This is a genomic window from Paracoccus sp. (in: a-proteobacteria) (assembly GCF_035556475.1).
Taxonomy (GTDB): domain Bacteria; phylum Pseudomonadota; class Alphaproteobacteria; order Rhodobacterales; family Rhodobacteraceae; genus Paracoccus.
Genome location: NZ_DATMFA010000020.1, coordinates 11,915 through 27,688, shown reverse-complemented (window position 1 = coordinate 27,688; position 15,774 = coordinate 11,915). Strand labels below are relative to the sequence as shown.

The following is a 15,774-nucleotide window of genomic DNA, read 5'->3' as shown; positions in this document are numbered from 1 at the left end:
GCCTGGGCCATCGCAATGGCCATGCGGCTCTCGGTGACGGTGTCCATGGCGCTGGAGAGAAGCGGAATGTTCATCCTGATCTGCCGGGTGACATAGGTTGTCACATCGGCGGTCGACGGCATCACCGAGGACGCCGCAGGTACGAGAAGAACATCGTCGAAGGTCAAAGCCTCACGAATCTGCATGGGAGCATCCTTGTCAGGGGTTCGTTTGGCAGTTTCCCATTTCACGAGCCGCAGGGATTGTCCAGCGCCGACATGAGGGAGCAACGCAGATTCGCGTTGGATGCATGGCCCGCCCGGCTCCACGCTGGTGTTGTAACGTGGCCGCATCGACACGCGCATTGATTGAACCCGCCTTACGACGCCGCGTCAGATCAGCCATATGATTGACGTGGACGGAAGCGCCGCGAAATGCTCGCTCCAAGGCCCTCGGGCCCGAATGGGAGGATAAACATGAAAAAGATTTTGGCCGGAACGGCGGTGCTGCTGACCAGCGCAGCCCCGGTTTTCGCCGGAGGCATCGAGCGCGCGCCGCAATCCATCGCCGTGCTTTTCGAGGAAGGCAAATATGTCGAGCTGAGCTTTGGCGGCGTCGATCCGACGGTCGACGGGAACGACCTCGACATCTATGGCGGTCGTGGAACCGGCGACGTCGCCCAAGGCTATGGCTTCGTCGGCCTCGCCTACAAGCACCAGTTCACCGAGAACCTGTCGGCCGCCCTCATCGTGGAGCAGCCCTTCGGTGCCGACATCACCTATGACCCGGCGCGCTCGGTCATGCTGGGCGGCACCGCGGTCGAGGTGAACTCGACCACCTATACCGCCTTGCTGCGCTACAAGTTCGAGAACAACTTCTCGATCCACGGCGGTCTGCGCGGCTCGCATGCCGATGGCAACGTGACGCTGCGCGGCCTCGCCTACAGCTCGCTCTCGGGCTACAACGTCGATCTCGACAGCGCCTGGGGCGTGGGCTGGGTGCTTGGTGCCGCCTATGAGATCCCCGACATCGCGGCCCGCATCTCGCTGACCTACAACTCGCCGATCGAACATGACTTCGACACGACCGAGACCCATCCGGGCATCGCGGGCGCGCTGCCGCCGCTCAGCGTCGACAGCGAAACGACGGTCAAGACCCCGCGCTCCTGGATGCTGGAGGGCCAGACCGGCATCGCGCCCGACACGCTGCTTTTCGGCTCGATCCGCTGGGTGAACTGGTCCGAGTTCAAGGTGGATCCGCGGCTTCTCGTCTCGGCCCCGCCCGCGGGCTTCGGGGTCGAGGATGGGCTGGTCGAGCTTGACGACACCACGACCTACACGATCGGCATCGGGCGCAAGTTCACCGAGAACTGGGCCGGCACCGCCTCGATCACCTACGAGCCGGAAACCGACGACCTCGTCTCGCCGCTCGCTCCGACGAACGGGCGCAAGGGGGTCACGCTGGCCGCGATCTATACGAGGGACCAGATGAAGATCACCACCGGGATCAGCTACATGAAGCTGGGCGACGCCTATGCCGAGACCGGAACGCCCGACGAGAAACGCGCCAAGATGGAAGGCAACGACCTTTGGGGCATCGGTATGCGGATCGGCTACAGCTTCTGATCCGCCGGACCGCAGAAAAGGAAGGCCCCGCGACCGATGCGGGGCCTTTTTCCGTTGGGGCAATCGCCGGATACAAAGCGAAGCGCGCCGCTTTCCGCCTGCCCGCCCGGCGCTAGCTTGACCAGCGTTTCATGTGCTGCATAGCCTCACCGCTCACGGCATCTGCCTGCCGTGGGAGAGCGGGCCGAATGGGCTCGGGGGCGGCTTTTGATGCGTGAACTTATCCTGCTGCGGTGCCACAACTTCGACGCCCCCGCGCGGAGACTGTTCGATTACCTGCATGAAACCTCGGGCCGCGATGTCGTGCTGATCTGCGAGGAGGGGCGCGCCGCGGTCGATGCCGGCAAGGGCCGCGCCAAGATCGGACTGGATCGCGCGCATGTCGAGGCGATGGGCCTTCATGCCCCCAGGAACTTTGCCTGGCTCTGCGGCGACTATTTCCTGTTCACGGGAATGCAGTCGCTCCCCAATTACGACCGCTACTGGATGATCGAATATGATGTGCGGCTGAGCTTTGCGCAAGCGCGGCAGTTCTTCGACCGTTTCGCCGACCCGACCATCGACTTTCTGGCTTTCATGATGCGCGAGGCCGGCCCGAACTGGAGCTGGCATGAACCGATGCGCCATTTCAGCGCCCGGGTCCATGCCTGCCTTTTCCCCATCGTCGCCGTCGGTCGCAAGGCTCTGCAGCACGCCTTCGCGGAACGCCGCCGCATGTCCGAGGGCTTTGCGGAAACCCTTGCAGAGAACCCCGCGCGGCGATGGCCGAATGACGAATCCTTCATGTCCACCGTGCTGAACGAGGGCGGGTTTCGGTGCAGCGACATGAACGCGATGGACCGTCGCCTCGCAACCTCGCGGACCTATCGCTTCGGCCTGCCCATGTCGGATCTGCGAATAGCGGAGATGCCCCCGACGGGCATGGTCTACCATCCGGTTCATGCCGGGGCGCATTTCCTGCGCAAGCTCGACGGGCAGATGAAAATGCACGAGGCGTCGCGGATCAGCCTCGCGCGGATCGACGAACTCTTTACCGAGGAGTTGCGGCAGGACGTGATGCGCGAGGGAGGGGCCGAAGTGCTGGCGGCCTATGACCGCCGCATCGCCGGCCTCAGATCCGCCGCAGCCTGAGGGGCTAGCCGGCCAGCAGATCCGATGTCTCGACCACCTGCGCGAAGTCGGCTTCCAGATGAGCCAGCGTGACATCGAAGATCGCCTTGGCGGAGAGGTCCGCGGCGGGCAGGTCGAACCCGATCACCGCATCACGAACCACCGTCATGCCGAAGCCGAGGTCCGCGCCGTGCCGCACCGTGCTGTTGACGCAAAACCCTGCGACGGCCCCGGTCACGACCAGATCGGCGATACCTTCGCCGCGCAAATGTGACGCCAGATCGGTCGAGGCGAAACCCGACGACGTCCGCTTGAGAAAGACCGCCTCGCCCTCGATCGCTTCGGCGCAGGGCATGGCGGGAAAACCCGCCGCATCCTCATGCAGCGGCGAGGCGCTGTCCTCCTCGCGGTGCCGGATGTGGATGACGGGCAGCGCCCGGCGGCGAAATTCCGCAGCGAGAGCCGCGATCCGGGCCGGAGCGTTGGCATTCACGCAATCGTAGCCGGCATCGATGCGGTGCTGCATCTCCATCTGCATGTCGATGATGATCAAGGCCTTCAACGCAGCACTCTCCCCGGCTGAATGTGACGCGCCGGTCTGGCACTTTCGCGCGGGGAACCGCAAGGGACCGCTGGCGCATGTTCCTCTGCCCGGCGCGGAAGGTTCATTGCCTTGACTTGAAAAATGATGCCTTAAGGCCATGCAGCCGCGCGAGGTGAACGATGACGAATACCGCAACCGGAAGTGCCGGAGCTTCTGCGCTTCGCCCCTCCATACCGCTCACCGTCTGGATGCTGGGGATCGTCAGCCTGCTGATGGACATTTCCTCGGAAATGATCAACGCGCTGCTGCCGCTCTATCTTGCCGGAGGTCTGGGTGCCTCGGCGCTAGCCATCGGCTTTATCGAAGGCTTCTCGGTCGCGGTCGCGACGGTGACGAAATTCCTGTCCGGCGTGTTCGCAGATATCAGCCGGCGCTCGAAACCGCTGGCGGTACTGGGATATGGGCTTGGCTGGCTCTCGCGGCTGATCTTTCCGCTGGCTGTCAGTCTGGACCAGATCGTGCTGGCAAAGGCGCTGGACCGGGTGGGCAAGGGCATTCGAAGCACGCCGCGGGACGCGATCATCGCCGCCGTGAGCCCGCCCGAGATTCGCGGGGCGAGTTTTGGCCTGCGCAAGTCGCTCGATACGGTCGGCGGCTTCGTCGGTCCACTGGTCGCGGTGGGCGCGATGATCCTTCTCGCCGGTGATATCCCGGCGGTATTCTGGTTTGCCACGATACCGGCAACGCTCTGCATGATCGTGCTGGTCTTCTTCGTGCGGGAACCCGAGGAAAGCCGCGAGGTGAAGCGCGACGGCTTCCGCCTTGCCGACACGCTTCGTCTGAACCGGGCGATCTGGGCGGTGATCGGTCTGGCCTCGATCATCATGCTTGCCCGCTTCAGCGAGGCCTTCGTGCTTCTGAAGGCGCTGGAGGCCGGGTTCATGCCGGCATGGGTGCCGCTGTCGCTGGTCATCATGCATGCGGCCTATGGTCTGACGGCCTTTCCCGTCGGCAGGATCTCGGACCGGATCGGAACCAGCGGGCTGCTGCTTTGCAGTCTGGCTTTCCTTGCCGCCGCCCATCTGACGCTCGCCTTTGCTGCAACGGTCTGGATCTACATCCTCGGCACCGTCCTCTGGGGGCTGCATATGGGATTCTCGCAAGGACTGCTTGGCGCGATGATCGCGGGCGCCACGCCGGATCACCTGAAGGGCAGTGCCTTCGGTGCGTTCAATCTGGTGACCGGCCTCGTCCTGCTTTTGGGCAATACGATGGCCGGATGGCTGTGGCAAAACGCGGGATCCGCATCCCCCTTTCAGGTCGGGGCCGGGCTGTCGGTGATGGCGATGCTTGTCATCGCGCTGCGCCGGCGACGGGCCGCGCGGCATCCGAACTCTGCCTGAGCCCGGATCGCCGCCGGCGCGTCGCGCTCCCGCGCCGTCTCAGCCCTTCAGGGCCTCGACAAGGGCGGTGAAATGCTCGCCCCGCTTCTCGAAATTCGGATATTGGTCGAAGCTCGCGGCAGCGGGGGCCAGAAGCACGGTGTCGCCGGGCTGGGCCTCGGCATGGGCGCGGGCGACCGCCTGTTCCATCGTCTCGGCGATCTCATAGGGGGTCTGGCCGATCTGGAGAGCGAAGTCGCGGGCGGAATGGCCGATCAGATAGGCCTTGAGCACCTGCCCGAGATGCGGGCCGATGGCTTCGATCCCGCCTTCCTTGCCCATGCCGCCGGCGATCCAGCGGATATTGGCGAAGGCGGTCAGCGCCTTGGCGGCGGCATCGACATTGGTGGCCTTGCTGTCATTGACCCAGCGCACGCCACCGATCTCGGCCACGGTCTGACTGCGATGCGGCAGGCCCGAGAAGCTGTGGAAGGCGCGCTCGATCTCGCGCGGGGCGACACCCACGGCGCGGGCGGCGGCATAGGCGGCGCAGGCGTTCTGGTGGTTGTGCTCGCCCGGCAGGCCGGTGATTTCGCGCAGGTCGATCGAGGCGACCTGGCGACCCTTGCGATATTCCGAGAGGAACCCCTTGCGGGCAAAGACCGACCAGCCGAAGCCCTCGAGCTTCTGTCCCGAGGAGACGCGGATCACCCGGTCGTCGGCCGGCGACATGGCAAGCTGGTCGGCAAGATAGCGGCCCTCGACCTCGTCGACGCCGATCACGGCGCGGTCCGGCCCGCCTTCGGCGAAAAGCCGGCGCTTGGCCGCGAAATAGCCGCCCGGCCCGCCATGGCGGTCGAGATGGTCGGGCGAGAGATTGGTGAAAACCGCGACATCGGGCGTCAGCGACCTGGCAAGGTCGGTCTGGTAGCTGGAGAGTTCGAGGACCACGACCTCGCCGTCATGGGCCGGTTCGAGCGAGAGGACGCCGGTGCCGATATTGCCGCCGATCTGGGTCGGGCGCCCGGCTTCCTTCAGGATGTGATGCGTGAGGGCCGTGGTGGTCGACTTGCCGTTCGAGCCGGTGATGGCGATGACGCGGGGGATGGTGTCGAACTCCTCCCACTCGCGCGTGGCGAAGCTACGGAAGAAAAGGCCGATATCGTTGTCGACCGGCACGCCCATCTCATAGGCCTTGGCGATGACGGGATGGGGCCGCGGGTAGAGATGCGGGATGCCGGGGCTGGTGATCAGCGCCGAGACGCCTTCCCAGCTCTGCTCGCGGGTCAGGTCGAGGACACGCATCCCCTCGACCTCGGCCGCGTCGCGCGTGTCGACGCCGTCATCCCAAACGACGACATTCGCCCCGCCCGCCGCGAGCGCGGCGGCGGTGGCGCGGCCCGAACGGCCGAGGCCGAGCACGGCGATGGTCTGGTTTTCGACGCCCTGGACCGGGATCATGGCATTTCCTTGGCTGAGGAAGGCCGGGGGCGCTTCGCCCCCCGGACCCCCCGAGGGTATTTGGAAAACGGTGAGGGGATCAACGCAGCTTGAGGGTCGCGAGGCCGATCAGCGCGAGGATGAGCGCGATGATCCAGAAGCGGATGACGATCTGCGCCTCGCCCCAGCCCTTCTTTTCGAAATGGTGGTGGATCGGGGCCATCAGGAAGACGCGGCGGCCGGTGCGCTTGAAGTAGAGGACCTGGATGATGACCGAAAGCGCCTCGACCACGAAGAGGCCGCCGACGATGGCGAGGACGACCTCATGCTTGGTGACGACGGCGATGGCGCCGAGCGCGCCGCCGAGGGCGAGCGAGCCGGTATCGCCCATGAAGACCGCCGCGGGTGGGGCGTTATACCAGAGAAACCCGAGGCCGCCGCCGATCAGCGCCGCGACGAAGACTGCGAGTTCGCCGGTGCCGGGGACGAAATGGACGCCGAGGTAATTCGCAAAATTGGCGTTGCCGACCATATAGGCGATGACCGCGAAGGTGGCGGCGGCGATCATCACCGGCATGATCGCGAGGCCGTCCAGCCCGTCGGTGAGGTTGACCGCATTGGCCGCGCCGAGGATCACCAGGACCGAGAAGGGCACATAGAAGATGCCGAGATTGATCAGCGCGTCCTTGAAGAACGGCAAGGCGAGCTGGCCGCTGAGTGCTGCGGGATGCAGCCAGGCGGCGGCGACCGCGGCGGCGGCGGCGATGATCAGGCCGATCAGCAGCCGGACGCGGCCGGAGAGCCCGGCATGGTGCTGCTTGGTGACCTTGGCATAGTCATCGGCAAAGCCGATCGCCGCGAAGCCCAGCGTGACCATCAGCACGATCCAGACATAACCGTTGTCGAGCCGCGCCCAGAGCAGGGTTCCGACGATCAGCGCCGCGAGGATCAGGAGCCCCCCCATGGTCGGCGTCCCCGCCTTGGAGAAGTGGTTCTGCGGCCCGTCGTCCCGGATCGGCTGGCCCTTTTTCTGCTTGCGGCGCAAAAGGTCGATCAGCGGACGGCCGAACATGAAGCCGAAGATCAGCGCGGTGAAGAACGCCCCTCCGGCCCGGAATGTGATATACCTGAAAAGGTTGAAGAAATCGCCACCGTCAGAGAGGGTCGCAAGCCAATAGAGCATTACTCAGTCCTTTCGCCAGGCGGCGTGCTTTGCAGCCTTCGCCGCAGCGCGTCAACCACCGTCGAAACTTTCGAGGATTTGGACCCCTTGACCAGCACGATATCGCCGGGCGCGACGAGTTCGGCGGCTTGCCGCGCAAGCTCCTCGGCGGTCGCCGCGTGAAAGCCTCGCCGCGCCTCGGGGAGCGCGTCGTGGAGGGCGCGCATCCGCGTCCCGGCGGTATGAACCAGATCCACCGCCGCCATCGCGGGATCATCGGCGATGGCGCGGTGCATGGCGATTTCATCGGGTCCGAGTTCCAGCATGTCGCCGAGGATCGCGACGCGCCGCCCGCCGGTCAGGCGCGCCAGCGTCGCAAGCCCGGCGGAAAGCGAGGTCGGGTTGGAATTATAGGCGTCGTCGATCAGGCGGATGCCGCCCAGATCCTCGACGGCGCCGCGCCCGAGCGGGGGCCGCCAGTCGGAGAGCGCGCGCGCGGCGGCCGCGAGATCCGCCCCGGCCGCCGACAGCGCCGCAAGGACGCCGACCGCGTTCATCACGAAATGGGTACCGGCGCTGGCCAGCGTGAAGTCGACCGTGTCGCCCAACACGCGGGCGCGCACCTGCGTCACCCCCTCTTCGGTCGTGGCCTTGACCGGGCGCGCCATGCCCTGCTGACCGAAGCCGATGACGATGGCCCCCGCCTCGTCCGCGAGGTCGCGCAGGATCTGCGTCACCGGCAAATCCTCGGGGATGATGGCGGTTCCGGGCTGCGTCAGGCCGCGAAAGATCGCGCCCTTTTCGCGCGCGATGCCTTCGATCGCGCCGAAGGCTTCCAGATGGGCGGCGGCGACGGTGGTGATCATCGCGACATGCGGGCGGGCGAGGCGGGCCAGCGGCTCGATCTCTCCGGGGTGATTCATGCCGATCTCGATGATGGCGAAATCAGTATCCGCGGGCATTCGCGCCAGCGTCAGCGGCACGCCCCAATGGTTGTTGTAGCTGGCCTCGGCGGCATGGATCCGGCCCTGCCCGGCAAGCGCGATGCGCGCCATTTCCTTGGTCGAGGTCTTGCCGACCGATCCGGTGATGCCGATGACCTTGCCGCCCATCCGGGCGCGGCCGGCGCGGCCCAATGCCTCGAGCGCGGAAAGCACCTCGGGCACGATCAGCAGCGGCGCGTCGGGGGCGACGCCCTCGGGGATGCGGCTGACCAGCGCGGCGCCCGCGCCTGCCGCAAGCGCCTGCGCCACGAAGTCATGCCCGTCCCGCGCCGCCGCGAGCGCAACGAACAGATCGCCCGGCCGGATGGTGCGGGTGTCGATCGACACGCCCGTGACCGCGAAATCACGCGTGGCGCGCCCGCCGGTCGCGGCGACGGCCTCCTGCGAGGTCCATAAGCTCATATTCTGCCGTCCAGTGCCGCGACGGCCACCGAGGCCTGTTCCGCGTCGTCAAAGGGATAGATGTCATGGCCGATGATCTGGCCGGTCTCATGCCCCTTGCCCGCGATCAGCAGCGCGTCGCCGGGTTGGAGCGCATCGACCCCGCGCAGGATCGCCTCGGCCCGGTCGCCGACCTCGATCGCGTCGGGTCCGGCGCCGGCCAGAACCTCGGCCCGGATCGCGGCGGGGTCTTCCGAGCGGGGGTTGTCGTCGGTGACGAAGACGACATCGGCAAATTCGCGCGCCGCCTCGCCCATCAGGGGGCGCTTCAGCCGGTCGCGGTCGCCGCCCGCGCCGAAGACGACGACGATCCGGCCCATCACATGCGGGCGCAGCGATTGCAGCGCCGAGGCCAACGCCCCGGGCTTGTGGCTGTAATCGACAAAGACGACCGAGCCGTTCTCGCGCATCGCGGCCAGCTCCATCCGGCCGCGCACGGTGACAAGCCCCGGCAGTGTCTCGATCACGCGCTCGGGCTCGTCGCCGGCGGCGATGGCAAGGCCGGCGGCGGCCAGCACGTTCTCGGCCTGGAAGCCGCCGATCAGGGACAGGCGGACCAGATGCGCCTGCCCCTTGCAGGAAAAGCGCAGATCCTGGCCGGTGGCGTCATAACGCTGGCCCAGGATGCGCAGATCGGCCGCCCCGTCGCGCCCGACGGTCATCAGCTTCAGGCCGCGCGCGCGGGCGATCTGGGCGATCTGGCGGCCGCGGGCGTCGTCGATATTGACGACCGCGCCGGCGCCTTCCTCCAGCACATGATCGAAAAGCAGCGCCTTGGCGGCGAAATAGGAATCGAAGTCCTTGTGGTAATCCAGATGGTCCTGGCTGAAATTCGTGAAGGCCCCGGCCTTCAGCCGCACGCCGTCCAGCCGGCGCTGGTCCAGCCCATGCGAGGACGCCTCCATCGCGGCATGGGTGACGCCCGCGGCCGCCGCCTCGGCCAGAACGCGATGGAGCGTCAGGGGATCGGGCGTGGTATGGGCAAGCTTCGCCTCGTAATCGCCCTGAACACCCATGGTGCCGAGGCTGATCGCCTTGTGCCCAAGCGCCTGCCAGATCTGCCGGGTGAAGGTCGCAACCGAGGTCTTGCCCGAGGTGCCGGTAATCGCGACCATGGTTTCGGGCTGCGCGGCGAACCACAGGGCCGCCGCCGCGGCCAGAACCGCGCGCGGGTCTTCGGCAATGACCAGCGCCGCATCGGCGCCGGCAAGTTCGGCTGCCGCGATCTCGGCCCCCTGCCGGTCGGTCAGGATAGCGGAGGCCCCCTGACGCAGCGCATATTGGATGAACTCTCCGCCATGCACCGTCGATCCGGGCAGCGCCGCGAACATGTGCCCCGGCCTGACATCGCGCGAGTCGAGCGAAATTCCCGTCACCTCGGGGTCGCGCCCCTTGTCCCCCCGAAGCCCCAGAAGGGACAGCCGCATCGCCCTGTCAGTCACGAAAACCCCATATCTCAGTTCGAGACGAGCTTTAGCCCATCCACCAGAGGCCGTTCAACCACGGGAAGGGGCTGATCGGTCAGCGGGCGCAGGCCCAGCAGGGGGGCGACGCGGCGGATCACCTCTCCGGCCACGGGTGCTGCGGTCATGCCCGCGGTGCGACTCTCGCCGCCGCCCTTGACCGAGGTGGGCTCGTCCAGCGAGACGACGACCACATATTTCGGGTCGCTGGCCGGAAAGACCGAGGAGAAGGTCGAAACCACCTTGTTGCCGTAATAGCCGCCGGTCGGGCGCGGCTTGTCGGCGGTGCCGGTCTTGCCCGCGACCTCATAACCTTCGACATTGGCGCTGCGGCCGCTCCCTCGGACCACGACCTGACGCAGCAGCTGCACGGCGGTCCGGGCGGCTTCGGCCGACAGGATCTGCTCGCCCTCGCGGCGGTTGCGGTCATGGACCAGCGTGGGCTTCACGCGTTTGCCGCCATTCGCGACAGTCGCATAGGCCGAGGCGAGGTGCAGCGGGCTTGCCGCCAGCCCGTGCCCGAAGGCGACCGTCGCCGAGGTGACGGCCGGCCAGCGGCGCGGCACCAGCGGCTTGCCGGTCGGGCCTTCGCTCAGCTCCACCGTGGTCGGCTCGAAGAAGCCCAGCTTCTCGAGGAAGTCCTTCTGCCGGTCCGCGCCAAGGATCTGCGCCACCCGCACCGTGCCGACGTTCGAGGATTTCACGATGATATCCGTGACGGTCAGCGTGCCGTAATTGTGGTTGCGGAACTCGTTGATCAGGTATTTGCCGATCCGAAGCGGCGCATTGGCGTTGATCATGGTGGTCGGGCTGACCAGCTTCAGGTCGATCGCCTGCGCCACCGGAAAGATCTTGAAGGTCGAGCCAAGCTCGTATTGCCCCTGAACCGCGCGGTTGAACAGCGGGCTGTCCGAGGGATCGCCCTTGAGCAGCGGCCGGGGACGGTCATTGGGGTCGAAATCGGGCAGACTCGCCATCGCGACGATCTCGCCGGTATGAACCTCCATGACGATGCCGGTCGCACCCTTGGCGTTCATCACCTTCATGCCGTTCGACAGCACCTCCTCCATCGCCGACTGCACGGTCAGGTCGAGCGAGAGCGTCAGCGGCGCGCCGTCATTCGCGGGATCGCGCAGCCAGCGGTCGAAGGCCTTCTCGACACCCGCGACGCCGACGACCTCGGCGCTGGCCACATCCTCCTTGCCGAAGGTCGAGCCGCCGAGGATATGGCTGGCAATGCGCCCGTTCGGGTAAAGCCGCATCTCGCGCGGGCCGAAAAGCAGGCCCGGCTCGCCAATGTCATGGACGGCCTGCATTTGCTCGGGCGAGATCTTCTTCTTGATCCAGAGGAAGCTGCGCTTGCCCGAGAAATCCTCCTTCAGCCGGTCGACCTTGAGATCGGGAAAGATCGCGGCCAGCTTCTCGGCCGCGCCGTTCGGATCGACCATCTGGCGGGGATGGGCATAAAGCGAATGGGTCAGCAGGTTCGTCGCCAGCACCCGCCCGTGCCGGTCCGTGATGTCGGCCCGCTGCGAGATGATCTGCGCGCCCGTGACCTGCATCTGCGGCTCGCTGGGCTGGGTCGCCGCCAGCGCGCCCATCCTGAGGCCGACCACGCCGAAAGCGCCGACAAAGGCCAGCGCGAGGATGAAAAGCCGCCCCTCGGCCCGGCTGCGGGCGCCGTCCTGAATGACGGCGTGACGCTGGGCGCGGTTCTCGGCCTCGATCGCGTCGGGATTCTCGCCCTTTTCGCGGGCGCGGAGGATGCGCGCCAGCGGGCGCAGGGGGGTGCGGATCATGGCGTCCTCTCCTGTGGTCTGAGCGGCGGGAACCCGGCGGGGCGTTCAACGGGGACGCCATCGGGCAATCCCGCCGGATCGGCGGCCGGCGGGGCCTTGGGAAGCGGGAAGGCCACCTGCCGAACATCGACAAATTGCTCGGCATTGAACGGGACGAGCTTCAGCTTCTCGAAATTCAGGTTCACCAGCTCGCGCAGGCGCTCGGGGCGGTTCAGATAGGCCCATTCGGCGCGGCGCACGCCCAGATCCTCGCGCAGGGCCGCGATTTCGCGCTGGACCTTGACCATGTCCGTCAGGGCGGCCTGGGTGCTGTAATTCTCGCGATAGGCCCAGAAAGCCATCCCCATTACCAGCAATGTCGTCAGCAGGTAGAGGACCGATCGCATCACTTGCCCCTTTCATCCAGCCGCGGAAGCCCCAACGCCTCGGGATCGACGCCGCCCGGCGGGGCCGAGGTGCGGATCCCGACCCGGAGCAGGGCCGAGCGCGCGCGGGGATTGGCGGCCATTTCGGCATCGTCCGGGCCGATGGCGCGGCGGAAGGGCAGCCGGAAGGCGGCCTCGGATTGCACGACCTCGGGCGCATAGCGGCTGCCACCGCCGGCGCTGTTCGAGCGCGCCTGCATGAAGCGCTTGACGATCCGGTCCTCGAGCGAATGGAAGCTGACCACGGCCAGCTTGCCACCGGGGCGCAAGGCGCGCTCGGCCGCGGCAAGACCTGCGACCAGCTGGCCGAATTCGTCATTGACCCAGATGCGGATCGCCTGAAACGCGCGGGTCGAGGGATGGCTCTGCCCCGGTTTCGGGCGCGGCAGGCAGCCGGAGATGATGTCGGAAAGCTGCCCGGTCCGGGTCAGCGGGCGCGCGGCCACGATCGCCTTCGCGATGCGGCGCGAGGCGCGCTCCTCGCCGTAAAGGTAAAGCACGTCGGCAATGACCGCTTCCGGGGCGGCGTTCAGCAGTTCGGCGGCGGTCGGACCGGTGCCGCCCATCCGCATGTCGAGCGGCCCGTCGCGCAGGAAGGAAAAGCCCCGCTCGGCCTGATCGAGCTGCATCGAGCTGACCCCAAGGTCGAGGACGACGCCATCGACCTGCTCGCCCGCAAGCCGGTCCATGTCCGAGAACGTGCCCTCGACCAGCCGCAGCCGGTCGCCATATTCGCCAGCCCATGCCGCCGCCATGCGAAAGACCGAAGGGTCGCGGTCGATGCCGATGACGCGGTCCGCACCCTGCGCAAGCAGGCCACGCGAATAGCCACCGGCGCCGAAAGTGCCGTCGATCCAGGTTCCGGCCACAGGCGCAACGGCCCGCAGAAGCGGGCCAAGCAGGACGGGAACATGGGGATCATCCATTGTGGACATCGCCTAGCCCTCGCCCTTCTCGGCCGCGGCCAGCAGCGACAGCGGATCCGCGCCCGGCTCGAAATCGGGCACCAGCTCCTCGAGGCGGCGCTCCTCGGTCTCGTAACTCTCGGGGGTCCAGACCTTCAGGCTGTCGCCGGCGGCGATGAAGAAGGCGCTGTCGGCAAGGCCGATCTTCTCGCGCAGCTTCTGCGCCAGGACCAGACGGCCATCGCCGTCGATCTCGGCCTCTTCCGCATGGCCGTGATAGATGTTTTCCAGCAGGTTCCGCTCGGCGCTGCCGCGACCCAGACGCGAGATCTGGGCGTCGATGTCGTCCATCGCCTCGACGGTGAAAAGTTGCAGATGCTTCCAGTCGCGCGTGCCATAGACGATGACGAGCTGGGGGCGCTTGCCGGCGGACCAGTCGGGATCGGATGCCTCGAAGACCCGGCGGAACTTGGCCGGGATCGAAACGCGACCTTTCGCGTCGACCTTGACCTCCTCGGATCCTCTGAACCTGCGCGCCACGGGCCCGCACTCCTTCCACTGTCCCGGCCTTTCCGGTGTCCCGAAAAGGAAAGGGCGGATCGGGCTGCTGCCACTGCCCGATCCGCCGCCCTCGTTCCCATCTCTGGGCCCCGTAGTTTCGGGGATCGTGCCCTGTGTTTGCGCCACCTGGGGGAGGTGCTGCTCGCGCGCCACAGAAGCATGTTCGGAAAGCGGGTGCCTGTATGAAGCCTGCTTTTCGCCTTCGGGGTCTTGATGCCCCTTGAGCCCGTTTCCGTGATCAAAGGGATGACATGGGAATGCATGGGACGCAATGGGTTTGTTAGGGCGCAATCGGGGCGAGAGCGGTTCTTTGCCCGAGAACAGGCATCGAACGAAAAGTCGCAGAAATGTCGTCAAGGGAAGGGATGGAAGTTCATCGCGATCAGACTACTAGATATGGTATCCTCGATGAAGTGCGGCAGAAATCCCACAATTCCCCGGAAACCGCTCTGACTCCCCTGCCCTCGGCCCGTGAAACCGCTATTAGGGCCAACCGTCTCCCTCGCGATTCGTCAGAAAATGCTGGGCCTCACGTCGGCTCACGGCAGAGTGATTCGTGGATTCGGGGGCTTTCCCATGAAATCCCAGGCGAGCCCCGCACACGCCTGAATAGAAAAAGGGGCCGCGACAGGCCCCTTTCGACAATCCCGGCAATCGGGCGGCTCAGGCCATCCCGCCGTCGATCAGCCGCGCCGCCAGTCGGGCGAAGGCATCCGCCACCGGCCCCTCGGTCGCCGCGACGGGCGTGCCCGCATCGCCGGCCAACCGCACCTCCAGATCCAGAGGGATCTCGCCCAGGAAGGGCAGTCCCAGTTGCTGCGCCTCGGTGGCGACGCCGCCATGACCGAAAAGATGCGCCTCATGCCCGCAATTGGGGCAGATATAGGTGGACATGTTCTCGACCAGGCCAAGAACCGGCGTCTTCAGCTTGTTGAACATGTCGATGGCGCGGCGCGCGTCGATCAGGGCCACGTCCTGCGGGGTCGAGACGATGATCGCCCCCGACACCTGCGCCTTCTGGCACAGGGAAAGCTGCACATCGCCGGTTCCCGGCGGCAGATCGACCAGCAGCACGTCAAGCTCGCCCCATTTCACCTGATTGAGCATCTGCTGCAGCGCGCCCATCAGCATGGGACCGCGCCAGACGACCGCCTCGCCCTCCTTCATCATCAGGCCAAGCGACATGACGGTGACGCCATGGGCGCGCAGCGGCTCGATCATCTGGCCGTCGCTGATGGGCTTCTGGCCGGTCAGCCCCAGCATCCTCGGTTGCGAGGGGCCATAGATATCGGCGTCCAGCAACCCGACCCGCCGCCCGGCCCGCGCCAACGCCACCGCGAGGTTCGAGGTCAGGGTCGACTTGCCGACCCCGCCCTTGCCCGAACCGATGGCAAGGATCCGCGCGACCCCGCTGACCGGCGCCGGACCAGCCTGCGGCGTCGGATGCCGGCCTATCTTGAGGCTGGGGGGTTCGGCGCCCGCTGCCGCGCCCGATCGCGCGACCACCTCCGCACCTGCCTGCGGCGCCTGCCGCGGACCGGCCGGCGCCGTCATCACGATCTGGACCTTCTCGACGCCGGGGATGGCGCCAAGGCGGCGGCGCGCCTCGGCTTCGGCCGGGGCAAGGGCGCGCGCGGCGGCGGCATCGCTGGCCTCGATGACGAATCGAACCGTGCCCTCTTCGATCGCGAGCGCCCGGACAAGGTCGGCCGAGACCAGATTTCCGCCCCCCGGAACCGCTATTTGTTGCAGTTCGGAAAGCACAACTTCTCGTGATATGGCCATGGCAACCCCCGTATTCAAAGCGCGGGCAGCATCGCAAGTTCAAACCCGCTCGGCAAGGCGTCCGGGCCGCCCGGAATATAAACCGCTGAATCCCCACGCAACTTGTCGTGGATTATCCCGGTTTTATTGACACTGACCCTAAGCCATTT

General features: G+C 66.6%; 14 protein-coding genes. 3 read left to right on the top strand and 11 right to left on the bottom strand.

Annotation, left to right across the window (positions count from 1 at the left end; all coding sequences use genetic code 11):
* On the bottom strand, nt 1-185 hold a 185-nt coding region (locus tag VNQ78_RS02680), incomplete at its 3' end, for an IMP dehydrogenase (RefSeq protein ID WP_325686314.1).
* Nucleotides 186-455: 270 nt separating this feature from the next.
* Between VNQ78_RS02680 and VNQ78_RS02675 the strand changes: the two genes are divergently transcribed.
* Together VNQ78_RS02675 and VNQ78_RS02670 are read left to right on the top strand one after the other, a co-directional pair.
* Nucleotides 456-1,604, top strand: a complete 1,149-nt coding sequence (locus VNQ78_RS02675; protein ID WP_325686312.1) for an OmpP1/FadL family transporter — start codon at nt 456-458, stop codon at nt 1,602-1,604.
* A 210-nt stretch (nt 1,605-1,814) separates the two neighbouring features.
* The gene (locus tag VNQ78_RS02670) at nt 1,815-2,735 is read left to right on the top strand and encodes a hypothetical protein (RefSeq protein WP_325686310.1); all 921 of its coding nucleotides are present in this window, start codon (nt 1,815-1,817) and stop codon (nt 2,733-2,735) included.
* Nucleotides 2,736-2,739: 4 nt separating this feature from the next.
* Here VNQ78_RS02670 and VNQ78_RS02665 read toward each other — a convergent pair whose 3' ends face one another.
* Nucleotides 2,740-3,276, bottom strand: a complete 537-nt coding sequence (locus tag VNQ78_RS02665) for an isochorismatase family protein (RefSeq protein WP_325686308.1) — start codon at nt 3,274-3,276, stop codon at nt 2,740-2,742.
* A 161-nt stretch (nt 3,277-3,437) separates the two neighbouring features.
* Here VNQ78_RS02665 and VNQ78_RS02660 point away from each other — a divergent pair, with 161 nt between their 5' ends.
* Nucleotides 3,438-4,661, top strand: coding sequence for an MFS transporter (locus VNQ78_RS02660; RefSeq protein WP_325686306.1), 1,224 nt, complete (start codon nt 3,438-3,440; stop codon nt 4,659-4,661).
* A 39-nt stretch (nt 4,662-4,700) separates the two neighbouring features.
* Here the strand turns inward: VNQ78_RS02660 and murD are convergent, their stop codons facing one another.
* The 9 genes from murD to VNQ78_RS02615 all read right to left on the bottom strand — a co-directional run bounded on the left by murD (nt 4,701) and on the right by VNQ78_RS02615 (nt 15,625).
* Entirely contained in the window at nt 4,701-6,101 is a 1,401-nt protein-coding gene (gene murD / locus VNQ78_RS02655; protein WP_325686304.1) for a UDP-N-acetylmuramoyl-L-alanine--D-glutamate ligase, read from the bottom strand.
* A 79-nt stretch (nt 6,102-6,180) separates the two neighbouring features.
* Complete coding sequence (mraY, locus tag VNQ78_RS02650; protein ID WP_325686302.1) at nt 6,181-7,263, bottom strand: phospho-N-acetylmuramoyl-pentapeptide-transferase; 1,083 nt, start codon at nt 7,261-7,263, stop codon at nt 6,181-6,183.
* The gene (locus VNQ78_RS02645; protein WP_325686300.1) at nt 7,263-8,648 is read right to left on the bottom strand and encodes a UDP-N-acetylmuramoyl-tripeptide--D-alanyl-D-alanine ligase; all 1,386 of its coding nucleotides are present in this window, start codon (nt 8,646-8,648) and stop codon (nt 7,263-7,265) included. Before VNQ78_RS02645 ends, mraY begins: the two co-directional genes overlap by 1 nt.
* Nucleotides 8,645-10,129 (bottom strand): UDP-N-acetylmuramoyl-L-alanyl-D-glutamate--2,6-diaminopimelate ligase, encoded by a 1,485-nt coding sequence (locus tag VNQ78_RS02640; RefSeq protein ID WP_325686298.1) that lies wholly within the window; start codon nt 10,127-10,129, stop codon nt 8,645-8,647. The genes VNQ78_RS02645 and VNQ78_RS02640 overlap by 4 nt, the downstream gene beginning before the upstream one ends.
* Before the next feature lie 14 nt (nt 10,130-10,143).
* On the bottom strand, nt 10,144-11,949 hold the full coding sequence (locus VNQ78_RS02635) for a penicillin-binding protein 2 (protein ID WP_325686296.1): 1,806 nt from the start codon (nt 11,947-11,949) through the stop codon (nt 10,144-10,146).
* Nucleotides 11,946-12,335 (bottom strand): cell division protein FtsL, encoded by a 390-nt coding sequence (gene ftsL, locus VNQ78_RS02630; protein ID WP_325686294.1) that lies wholly within the window; start codon nt 12,333-12,335, stop codon nt 11,946-11,948. Before ftsL ends, VNQ78_RS02635 begins: the two co-directional genes overlap by 4 nt.
* Nucleotides 12,335-13,309: a 16S rRNA (cytosine(1402)-N(4))-methyltransferase RsmH gene (rsmH, locus tag VNQ78_RS02625; RefSeq protein WP_325686292.1), complete on the bottom strand. Its 975-nt coding sequence runs from the start codon at nt 13,307-13,309 to the stop codon at nt 12,335-12,337. The genes ftsL and rsmH overlap by 1 nt, the downstream gene beginning before the upstream one ends.
* A gap of 3 nt (nt 13,310-13,312) precedes the next feature.
* The gene (gene mraZ / locus VNQ78_RS02620; protein ID WP_325686290.1) at nt 13,313-13,819 is read right to left on the bottom strand and encodes a division/cell wall cluster transcriptional repressor MraZ; all 507 of its coding nucleotides are present in this window, start codon (nt 13,817-13,819) and stop codon (nt 13,313-13,315) included.
* Nucleotides 13,820-14,503: 684 nt separating this feature from the next.
* The gene (locus tag VNQ78_RS02615; RefSeq protein ID WP_325686288.1) at nt 14,504-15,625 is read right to left on the bottom strand and encodes an Mrp/NBP35 family ATP-binding protein; all 1,122 of its coding nucleotides are present in this window, start codon (nt 15,623-15,625) and stop codon (nt 14,504-14,506) included.
* Nucleotides 15,626-15,774: the final 149 nt, after the last annotated feature.

Bases quoted from the DNA above. Each gene is read 5' to 3' on its own strand.
- VNQ78_RS02615 (WP_325686288.1), bottom strand. From the start codon at position 15,625: ATGGCCATATCACGAGAAGTTGTGCTTTCCGAACTGCAACAAATAGCG.
- ftsL (WP_325686294.1), bottom strand. From the start codon at position 12,335: ATGCGATCGGTCCTCTACCTGCTGACGACATTGCTGGTAATGGGGATG.
- rsmH (WP_325686292.1), bottom strand. From the start codon at position 13,309: ATGTCCACAATGGATGATCCCCATGTTCCCGTCCTGCTTGGCCCGCTT.
- mraY (WP_325686302.1), bottom strand. From the start codon at position 7,263: ATGCTCTATTGGCTTGCGACCCTCTCTGACGGTGGCGATTTCTTCAAC.
- VNQ78_RS02670 (WP_325686310.1), top strand. From the start codon at position 1,815: ATGCGTGAACTTATCCTGCTGCGGTGCCACAACTTCGACGCCCCCGCG.
- VNQ78_RS02660 (WP_325686306.1), top strand. From the start codon at position 3,438: ATGACGAATACCGCAACCGGAAGTGCCGGAGCTTCTGCGCTTCGCCCC.
- murD (WP_325686304.1), bottom strand. From the start codon at position 6,101: ATGATCCCGGTCCAGGGCGTCGAAAACCAGACCATCGCCGTGCTCGGC.
- VNQ78_RS02675 (WP_325686312.1), top strand. From the start codon at position 456: ATGAAAAAGATTTTGGCCGGAACGGCGGTGCTGCTGACCAGCGCAGCC.
- VNQ78_RS02645 (WP_325686300.1), bottom strand. From the start codon at position 8,648: ATGAGCTTATGGACCTCGCAGGAGGCCGTCGCCGCGACCGGCGGGCGC.
- VNQ78_RS02635 (WP_325686296.1), bottom strand. From the start codon at position 11,949: ATGATCCGCACCCCCCTGCGCCCGCTGGCGCGCATCCTCCGCGCCCGC.